The sequence below is a fragment of the Cupriavidus sp. KB_39 genome, from assembly GCF_052114485.1.
In the GTDB taxonomy this organism is placed as follows: Bacteria; Pseudomonadota; Gammaproteobacteria; order Burkholderiales; family Burkholderiaceae; genus Cupriavidus.
Genome location: NZ_JBFREV010000070.1, coordinates 1 through 8,992 on the forward strand (window position 1 = coordinate 1; position 8,992 = coordinate 8,992).

Here is an 8,992-nt window from a genome sequence, read left to right on the forward strand (position 1 = left end):
GAACTGGGTCGTGAAGCGCAACGCTGGGTGAGTACCCAGAAGCGGTTCGAAGCGACGTTCGCCTACTATTCCCGCCGCGCCCGTCGCGAACTGCCGGCGGATTGAAGCGGAGGCGCGGCCGTTCAACGTTTCGTCGGATCGTCGGCGGTTTCCGGGGCGGCTGGAGAAACGCCACCGTCACGCCATCCGGACCCCGTGCGCAAACGGTGGCTGTGCTTTTGCATTCCATCGTTCAAKGGCAAAGACAGTCGTATATCGTGAGTAACGGCGCAGGCAAGAGGTGCATACTCTGCCGTACATCGTCAAACGAGGGACCGAACAATGGCGAAATACCTGATCTCCTTTCCTGCAAGGGCGATGGCAGTCCCCGCCGAGGATTTGGCCGCCGTGGGCGAAGCTGCGCGCGAGGTCATACGCGAGGCGAAGGCCGCAGGCGTGTACGTGTTCGGTGGTGGTATCAACGATAATGTCGCACCACTCATGGTCGCTTCAGACGGCGCGGTCACAAACGAGACCTATCCCCAGACAGAGGAGTTCGACGGCGGCTTCTGTGTCCTGGAGCTTCCATCGCGCGAAGCCGCCATCCAGTGGGCCGCTAAGATCGCCAAAGCTTGCCGCTGCTCGCAGGAACTCCGCGAGTTTGGGTATGACCCGGAGAGCTGACGGGCAAGGCCCGTACCCACGGGGWTCGCCAGGGCAGTCAACCTCCATCGATTCYTGATARAACARTAGAGTGATTGATGATTACAGGACACGTCTTTATTGCCACCAGCCTTGATGGCTTTATCGCCCGTCCCGATGGCGATATCGGTTGGCTTCTGGAGCGGGACGACCCCWCGGAAGACCATGGCTACGCGAGCTTCATCGCCGACAAGGATGCGATCGTGATGGGCCGGGGGAGCTATGAAAAGGTCCTCACCATGGGGGAATGGGCTTACGACAGACCGGTGCTGGTGCTATCCCGTCAGTTGGCCGGCACGCCGGTGCCGGAAGCGTTGCAGGGGAAGGTGCGCTTCTCGAACTGCACGCCCTCGGACGCGATGGCGCAACTCGCGAGCGAAGGCGTGCGCCGCGTCTATGTCGACGGCGGCCAGGTGGTCCAGTCGTTCCTGCGCGACAGTTTGATCGCTGACATGGTGGTGACTACGGTCCCGGTGCTGATCGGGACCGGCATACCGTTGTTCGGCGCCCTGCCGCAAGACGTAAGTCTGGCGCTCGAGTCAAGCCGGCACTTTCCATCCGGCCTGGTGCAGTCGACCTATCGCGTATTGCGCTGATTACCGGGAGCGGCCCGGCAGTCAAGCCGCCATCGCGCGGCGCTCCTCGTCGTCCAGCAGCGGGCCGTCGAGCGTCACCCGCGAATGGTCTGTGCGGAATTTCTGGATGACCGGCTTCAGTTCTTCCTTGACGTGCGCCTCGCTGTAGCCGTTGAACAGGTGCCCGATCAGGCCGCGGCGCAGGTCCGAGGTGCCCATGATGTAGTCCGCGATCGGGAACGTCAGGTTCATGTTGTACTTCATCATGATGCCCATGTTGTGATGGGCGGTATGGTGGCGCCGGATGGTGTTGACGAACGGCATGTTGCGCACGAACCAGTTGTCATGCACATGGCAGCAGTAGTGGAACGTCTCGTAGATCAGGTACTGCGCCACCATCGTGATGAAGACGAAGTAGCCGGCGTTGGCGTTGAAGATCAGGGACGCCAGATAGCCCAGCCCGCCGCCACCCACGCCGAGCGTCGCCAGTACGCGCCACGGGAAGAACACGATGCGGAACTCGCGCGTGGTATCGATCGTGGCTTCCTGGTCGGTGAAGTACTGGTGATGCTGACGCGTGTGGCGCTCGTAGATGGCGCGCAGCGCGAACACGTCGATCCGGCGGTGCATGACGTAGCGGTGCATGAACCATTCGACGAAATTCCCGGCCAGGAACACCGGCAGGATCAAAGTCCATTCCCATGTGACGCCGTGCAGGTGCTGGATGGCCCAGTACAGCGCGGCGATGCCCACGCCGTAGATCACGGTGATGTGCAGCAACCCGTTGTAAAGCGGGCTGATGTCGGCCTTGTACTGCTCCCTGAACTGGCGTTGGCGTTCAGTCATCATGATTGCATCTCCGGTAAAGTCCGCCGCACTAACATATCAGTTGGATATAAAAAGGCGGCGATCCAAAAAATGCCCCTGTCGCACAGGGGCGCTGTCAGGGCGCGGCTCGCGGGCCGCGCGGCGAAATCGTTATTGAGAGACTTCCTCCAGTGCCCTGCCGCGTGTTTCGACGCCCAGCATCAGCACCATCGCGGCTGCCACGGCGAAGGACAGCGCTCCCAGCGTGAACACCCCGCCCTGCCCGGTCACCGGCAGCAGCACGCCAACCAGATAGGGGCCCGCCAGCGAACCGATTCGGCCGATCGACGAGGCGAAGCCCGAGCCGGTGGCGCGAGAGCGCGTGGGATAGAGTTCCGGGGTGTAGGCGTAGAGCACTGACCACATGCCGAACAGGAAGAACTGCATGCACAGCCCGGCGGCAATGAGCTGCTCCACCGGCACCTTGTGCACCGCCGCCTGGCCATAGGCATACGCGGCGACGGCGCTGCCGAGCAGCATCAGCGCGCAGGTTGGCTTGCGGCCCCATTTCTCGAGCAGCCATGCCGAGAACATGAACCCGGGAATGCCCGCCAGCGAGATGTAGACCGTGTAGAGCACGGACTTCGTCACCGCATAGCCRGCCTGCTGGAGCARCGCCCCGAGCCAGGTGGTCAGCCCGTAATAGCCGAGCAGCGCGAAGAACCAGACCGACCAGAGCATGATCGTGCGGCGCGCGTAGGGGCCTGACCAGAGTTCCATGAAGCGCGCCTTCCGGTTTGTCGGCTGCGGGCTCCGGTAGGTCGCCGCGACCGGCGGCAGGGCGCGGCCCCAGGCACGTTCCACACGCTGTTCGATGCCTGCCATCACGGCGTCGGCTTCGCGCTTGCGGCCCACATCTTCGAGCCAGCGCGGCGATTCGGGCACCATCCGACGCACCACGAATACAAATACGGCCGGCACGGCCAGTGCGATGAAGATCCCGCGCCAGCCGATCATCGGCAGCAGGAAGTACGTCATCGCGCCGGCGGCGATGAAGCCGATCGGCCAGAACCCTTCCAGGATGGCAACGTACTTGCCCCGGCTCTTGGCCGGCACGATTTCGGACACCATCGACAGGCCGATCGGGAACTCCATGCCCATGCCGAAGCCAAGCAGGACGCGGTAGAGCATCAACGTCGTCACGTTGTCCGCCAGCCCGCACATCAGGCTGCCCACGCCCCAGAAGATCATGCTGACCTGGAACACGGGCTTGCGGCCGAAGCGATCCGCCAGCAGGCCGGCGATGGCCGCGCCCAGGAACATGCCCAGGAAGCTTGAGCTGGCGAGCATGCCGGCCTGCGCGGCGGTCAGGCCGAACTCGGCCTTGATCGAACCGAGCACGAACGTCATGAGGCCGAGGTCCATCGAATCGAAAAACCACGCGGTGGCGATGATGCCGAACAACGAGCGCTGGTAGCCCGTCATTGGCAATCGTTCCAGCCGCGCCGCTACGCCGGCCTCCAGCCTGAGGGCGCCTGCTGACATATCCATGGTTGTCTCCTGTGTAGGTGAATCGCGCTCTTTGCCGGCGCGCTTTCGTAATATATTAGTTGGACATCGCTGATGTTCAAGTTATGGTTTACGGCATGCCGTGCGAAGCGGCAGCGTTCGGTCCATCGGAAATGTCGTGCTATGCCGCGCGGCGCGGTGCCATGTGCGGGGCTTCGGCGGAGAGATCGCCGTGCCAGGCATGCTGGACGATGGCGGCATAGCGCGCCGGCACGTCCGGCACGGGAAACGCCTTGGCGAGGCGCGTCACGCCAAGGGCGTCCTTCACCAGCGCCGCCAGGTCGTCTTGCGCGATGCCGCACTGCTGCAGGGTTGTGGGGATGCCCAGATCACGGACCAGATCGCGCACCAGGACGGGGAGGCGCGCCACGGCCGAATCGGGGTCGGTGTCTTCGATCCCAAACAGGCGGGCCACGGCAAGCATCTCGTCACTGCGCACGTCGCGCAGGGCGTCGAGCACGTAAGGCAGCATCACTGCATTGGTCGTGCCGTGCGAGCGATGCGTCAGCCCGGCGACGGCATAGGCAATGCCATGCACCGCGTTCAGGCCGGCACTGCCATATGACAACGCGGCATAGAGGCTCGCTTGGCTCATGCCGATGCGCGCTTCGGTGTCGTCGCCGCGCTGGTAGCTGCGCAACAGATACCGGCTGCACAGCCGGATCGATTCATGCGCGAACAACATCGTCAGGGCATTGCGGCCGCTGTAGCCGGGGTCAGCGTCCCCGCCCCGGTCGAAACGGGCGGAGTCGAGCGTCAGGTATGACTCGACCGCGTGCGTCAGCGCATCGATGCCCGCATCGGCCGTGACGCGCGGCGGGCAGGTGTAGGTGAACTCGGGATCGATCAATGCCACGGCGGGCCTCAGCCGGTTGTCCATGACGGCAACTTTGGTGGCGTTCTCCGGATCGACGAGGATCGCCCCGGGCGTGGCCTCGGAGCCCGTTCCGGCGGTGGTGGGCAGCGCAATCATCGGCAGGATGGGGGTGGCGCTGTCGATCRTGCCAATGAAATCCCGCACCGGGTTGCCGGCGGGGAGCGTCAGGCACAGCGCCTTGGCCAGATCGATATTGCTGCCGCCGCCGATGGCGATGACGTGATCGACAGGCACGCCGTCGAGCTGCGCGCGGAGGGCTGCCGTAGCGGTGTCGCAGAGCGTGGTCGTGGGATCCGGCAGCCCGCCGTCATAGACCAGCAGTTCCACGCCGTGCGCGCGTGCGGCAGCGACGAGTTCATCGACCCATGGCATGGCAGAGGTGAAGAACGTATCCGTGACCAGCAGGCCACKGCGATAGCCGAGCCGCTGCAGCAGCGCCGGCAACTGCGCACGGCTGCCGGCGCCCATGATCAGGCGCGCTGGTGCGCAGAAATAGATCAGGTCCTCCACTCTCATGCTGTCTCCTGTGGGTATGTTCTGTGTCCCTGCGCTGCCGGCGGCATGGGCCATTGCTGGCGCAGATACGCGGCGATGGCGTCGGTCCGCTCGGTCAGCACGCTGTGGCCGGCGCCCTGCAGGACGWGCAACTCGGCGCGTGGGATCCCGTCGGCCAGCATCGCGCCGTGACTGAGCGGGCAGTCGGCGTCCTCGCTGCCATGGATRACAAGCGCCGGGCACGCGATGTGGGCCAACTCGCCACGCTGATCCGTCCGCCGGATGGCGTTCCAGGTCCACGCCACGGTGCGATGGTCGGCTGCCTCGCGCAGCCCGAGCCGTTGCTCGCGTGCCGCGATGGCTGCCAGCAGCGCATCCGGTGACGATGGGGTGAACCACGCCACTGCGTCGAGGTGCGGCGTGCCCGAGACCAGCAGCAGTTCGGTGGGCAACGGCCAGGCGGTCATCGTGCGCGCCTGTGCCAGATACGCCAGCGCCACCGAGACCCCCATGCTCCATCCAGCCAGCACGAACGGCCCGTCGACATGGGTGTCAATCGCCCGGCTCAACACGCGGGCGTAGGCGTCCAGCGAGCAGTCGCGCTCGCTGATGGGCGAACTTGCCCGCCCTCGCCCGGGCAGGTTCGGCAGGATGAACGTGCACTGATCGGCCAACTGGTGTGCCAGCGACAGCCAGGCGCCCCGCGTGCCCTGAATACCATGTACGGCGACCACGGTAATCGGCCCCTTCCCCACGACAACGACATCCTCGTTCGCCATGCCGCCTCCGGTACACATCTMATATATTAGTAGGATAGTAGCAGAAAGCCGACGGGAAGCAAGGGCGAAATCCACCGTGTACAGAAGATGCGTACGACTCATATACAATGGGTTTTCCGTGCATCCTGACCTCGGCCATGACCTCAAAACCCGCCACGCGCGCCCGTTCCGCGCCAGTACAAGAGCCTGAAGAGACCCCAGGCCAGCGCGGCAAGCTGACCGACATGGCGTACGAGCAGGTGGAAGAAGCGATCGTGACGATGAAGCTGGCGCCGGGCAGCTCGGTGTCGGAGTTGCAGCTCAGCGAGATGACGGGAATCGGCCGCACGCCGATCCGGGAGGCGATCCAGCGCCTGGCGCGCGAACACCTGATCATGGTGCTGCCGCAGCGCGGCCTGCTGATCGCGCCAATGGACGTGGCCAAGCAGCTTCGCCTGTTGGAGGCGCGCCGCGAAGTGGAACGACTGATCTGCCGCTGCGCCGCACGCCGCGCCACGGCCGAGCAGCGCGATCACTTCAAGCGCCTGGCGAARGAATTCGAGCAGTCAACCCGTAGYGGCGACGACGTCGCCTTTGTGCGCGCGGACCGGGAGTTCAACGAACTATGTCTGGTTGCCGCCCGTAACGAGTTTGCCGAAGGGTCGATGCGGCTGATGCACGGTTTGTCGCGCCGCTTCTGGTATCTCCACTACAAGGAGGCGGCGGACCTGCCAACGATGTCGAAGCTGCACGCCACCGTGGCCTCGGCGATTGCGCGCGGCGATGTCGATGGCGCCGGCGAGGCGCTCGATGCGCTGCTGGACAACATCGAGGAATTTACGCGCGCGACGGTGCTGGGGGACCATCGATAGCGCCCCCCGTAGCGAAAGCCTGACTCAGAACGGTGCCGTCATCAGCCCGTAGAGCGTCCGCACGCCGTTGACATAATTCCCGAGACGAAGATTCTCGTTCGCGGCATGCTGGTTGTTATCGGCGTTGACGAGCGGGACGATCACGAACGGCACTTTCAGTACATTCACGATTTCCGCCGTCGGCACGGTGCCACCCATCATGCGGATGCGGACGGGCTCCGGGCTCGTGCCGAAGGTGCCGGTGATGCCCTGGTACGCCCATTTCGCGACCGGAGAGTCCATCGGCGAGCCCGCCGCATCCGCCCCTTCGCTCTGGTAGGAGAAGCTCGCCAGCTTGTCGTAGCGCGCGCGTTCCTCGTCGGTCGGCGAGCCCTTCACAAGGTGGTAGCCCTGCTTGACGATGTACTGCTCGATCAGCTTGCCGAGGTACGCGGCATCGGAGTCCGGCGTGGTACGCAGATCCAGTTCGGCCTCGGCCTTGTCCGGCACGATATTGGCGACCTTGTCACCGACCGCGGCGGCGGCCATGCCGCGCACGTTCAGCGACGGGTATTGCAGCGCCTCCTGATAATTGGCACCRACTTTCTCCGCTTGGGCGATGCCAATACGGGTCTTCAGCGCCTTCTCGTCGTCAGGCACGGCAGCCATGATCTTGCGCTCGGCATCGCCGAGACGGACCTTGGCGTAATAGCCCGGAATGGTGACGCGACCGCTCTCGTCCTTCATCGAACCCAGCAGGCTCGCGAGCCGAAGCGCCGGGTTCGGCGCGTAGTTGCCGTAGTGACCGCTGTGCAATGGCGCCTTCGGACCGAACACGGTGATCTTCGCCTTCGCTGCCCCGCGGTTGCCGAAGATCAGTGTGGGGCGATTGGTAGCGTGCATGGGCCCGTCGTGGATGATCATGCCGTCGCAGGCCAGCAGGTCGCGATGGGCCTGCATCACCTTGCCGATGGAGGGCGAACCCTTCTCCTCTTCGCTGTCCAGGATCACCTTGATATTGACAGCGGGCTGCGTGCCGGCCGCCTTCATCGCATCGATGGCCGCCAGCAGCATCATGATCGGCCCCTTGTCGTCGGACGAGGAYCGACCGAAGACCCGCCACTCCGGGTCCACCGCCCCCGAGAACAGGTTGGCGACGTCGATCTCCTCCCAATCGCCATTGGCGCCCTTCTTCTTCAGCACAGGATTCCACGGACTCTTCTGGGCCCATTGGGAAGGGATGACCGGCTGGCCGTCCAGGTGCATATAGAACAGGACGGTCTTGCGCGACGCCTGCTTGCCCGGATACTCCGYGAACAACATCGGCTTGCCGTCATTGTCCAGCGGCTGGGTCGTAAAGCCACGCTTGCGGAATGCCTGCTCGAGCCACGCCACGTTGCGCCGGATATCTTCGGGCGCCACCGAATCATTGGGGATGTTCAGCAGATCCAGATACTCGCGGTAGCTCGCCTGCGCCTGCTGCTGCGCGGCTTCGGGTGCCAGGGTKGCCGCGTGTGCTGTGAGATTGGACAGGCTGGACAGGCTGATGGCAGCCGCGCAGAGAGTGAGGCGGAGGGTCAGGCAGGGGGCGAAGGCGTTTCTCATCTTGTCCTTTTGGATTTTTTTGAGGAGCGTGTCAGGGGGGTACCGTGCCGCTTGGCTTGGATTCTACGCCTGCATCGCGCCGGTCGCCCCGCCTTCGTGAACCGTTCCCGGGTGGTGTTACTCGATGACCGGCGCATGCACCGGCGCGATCGACGCGTGCGGSGTCTGCGTGCGCTGCGCRGCCTTGTGGACCATCGTGTAGGCGTAGTCGATGCCCATGCCGTAGGCGCCCGAGTGTTGCTTGGCCAGGCCGGTCACGGCGTCGTACGTTTCCTTGTTCTTCCAGTCACGCTGCCACTCCAGCAGCACCTGTTGCCACGTCACCGGCACCACGCCGGCCTGGATCATGCGCTGCATGGCGTAGTCGTGCGCTTCCTTGGTCGTGCCGCCCGAGGCGTCGGCCACCATGTAGATCTCGTAGTCACCTTCCAGCATCGCGCTCAGGGCRAAGGTCGTGTTGCAGACCTCGGTCCACAGGCCGGCCACGACGATCTTCTTGCGGCCGTTGGCGGCCAGCGCGTCGCGCACCTTCTGGTCATCCCACGAGTTCATCGAGGTGCGYTCCAGCGTCTGCTGGCCCGGGAAGACRTCGAGGATTTCGGGGTAGGTGTAACCGGAGAACGASTCGGACTCCACCGTGGTGATCGTCGTCGGCACATCGAAAATCTTGGCCGCCTTGGCCAGGCCCACCACATTGTTCTTCATGGTCTGGCGGTCCATCGACTGCACACCGAAGGCCATCTGCGGCTGGTGGTCGATGATGATCAGCTGGCT

The 8,992-nt window shown here is 64.3% G+C and carries 9 protein-coding genes; 3 read left to right on the forward strand and 6 right to left on the reverse strand.

Translation table 11 applies throughout. The features are described 5' to 3' along the window. The first annotated feature begins 321 nt into the window (after positions 1-321). Entirely contained in the window at positions 322-663 is a 342-nt protein-coding gene (locus tag AB4Z27_RS27840; RefSeq protein WP_092293942.1) for a YciI family protein, read from the forward strand. Between the two features lie 77 nt (positions 664-740). Further along, a complete protein-coding gene (locus AB4Z27_RS27845) occupies positions 741-1,277 on the forward strand; it encodes a dihydrofolate reductase family protein (protein WP_441645810.1) in 537 nt (178 codons plus the stop codon). Positions 1,278-1,298: 21 nt separating this feature from the next. Here AB4Z27_RS27845 and AB4Z27_RS27850 read toward each other — a convergent pair whose 3' ends face one another. The 4 genes from AB4Z27_RS27850 to AB4Z27_RS27865 form a co-directional block, all read right to left on the reverse strand. Continuing rightward, complete coding sequence (locus AB4Z27_RS27850) at positions 1,299-2,105, reverse strand: fatty acid hydroxylase family protein (protein ID WP_441591254.1); 807 nt, start codon at positions 2,103-2,105, stop codon at positions 1,299-1,301. Between the two features lie 129 nt (positions 2,106-2,234). Continuing rightward, complete coding sequence (locus AB4Z27_RS27855; RefSeq protein WP_092293948.1) at positions 2,235-3,614, reverse strand: MFS transporter; 1,380 nt, start codon at positions 3,612-3,614, stop codon at positions 2,235-2,237. Between the two features lie 139 nt (positions 3,615-3,753). Further along, complete coding sequence (locus tag AB4Z27_RS27860; protein ID WP_441645811.1) at positions 3,754-5,025, reverse strand: iron-containing alcohol dehydrogenase; 1,272 nt, start codon at positions 5,023-5,025, stop codon at positions 3,754-3,756. Further along, on the reverse strand, positions 5,022-5,783 hold the full coding sequence (locus tag AB4Z27_RS27865) for an alpha/beta fold hydrolase (RefSeq protein ID WP_441645812.1): 762 nt from the start codon (positions 5,781-5,783) through the stop codon (positions 5,022-5,024). Before AB4Z27_RS27865 ends, AB4Z27_RS27860 begins: the two co-directional genes overlap by 4 nt. Positions 5,784-5,920: 137 nt before the next feature. Here AB4Z27_RS27865 and AB4Z27_RS27870 point away from each other — a divergent pair, with 137 nt between their 5' ends. Then, entirely contained in the window at positions 5,921-6,634 is a 714-nt protein-coding gene (locus tag AB4Z27_RS27870) for a GntR family transcriptional regulator (protein WP_092294381.1), read from the forward strand. Positions 6,635-6,658: 24 nt separating this feature from the next. Here AB4Z27_RS27870 and AB4Z27_RS27875 read toward each other — a convergent pair whose 3' ends face one another. Both AB4Z27_RS27875 and AB4Z27_RS27880 read right to left on the reverse strand, forming a co-directional pair. Then, the gene (locus AB4Z27_RS27875) at positions 6,659-8,218 is read right to left on the reverse strand and encodes a M20/M25/M40 family metallo-hydrolase (RefSeq protein ID WP_441645813.1); all 1,560 of its coding nucleotides are present in this window, start codon (positions 8,216-8,218) and stop codon (positions 6,659-6,661) included. 117 nt (positions 8,219-8,335) lie between these two features. After that, positions 8,336-8,992 (reverse strand): hydrolase (locus AB4Z27_RS27880; RefSeq protein ID WP_441645814.1); only part of this gene is annotated, 657 nt, incomplete at its 5' end.